Origin of the sequence: Burkholderia sp. SIMBA_051 (assembly GCF_046534915.1) — a bacterium.
GTDB classification, from domain to species: Bacteria; Pseudomonadota; Gammaproteobacteria; order Burkholderiales; family Burkholderiaceae; genus Burkholderia; species Burkholderia ambifaria.
This window is the reverse complement of sequence record NZ_JAWRXS010000235.1, coordinates 1-275: the sequence shown is the minus strand read 5'-3', so window position 1 is coordinate 275 and position 275 is coordinate 1. Positions and strand designations below refer to the sequence as shown.

The window sequence follows — 275 nt, the reverse complement described above, 5'->3', positions numbered from 1 at the left end:
CGAGCAAGCCTTCCGCCGAGCCGGTGCCGTTGTCGACCTCCATGCCGCTGTTCACGACGAGCCAGCCGTCCTTGTCGGCGAATGCTCCCGCGCCCGTCACGAGGATGGTTTGCATGGCCATCGCCTCGACATTCTGATTGTCTCGCGCGACGAGGCTGAACGGATTGCCTGCTTGCATGAGGGTGGTGACGCGCATGATCCGGTAGCGGTTGCCGTTGAGCGTATCCCAGCGCCATTCGCCGGGGGCGTCTTTCGCGTGACGCGCGAGCGCGGCG

1 protein-coding gene is annotated in these 275 nt (G+C 65.8%); it reads right to left on the bottom strand.

The window, feature by feature from the left end:
• The coding region (locus tag SB771_RS34335) for a CDP-diacylglycerol diphosphatase (protein WP_410721954.1) at positions 1-275 on the bottom strand (275 nt) is incomplete at both ends.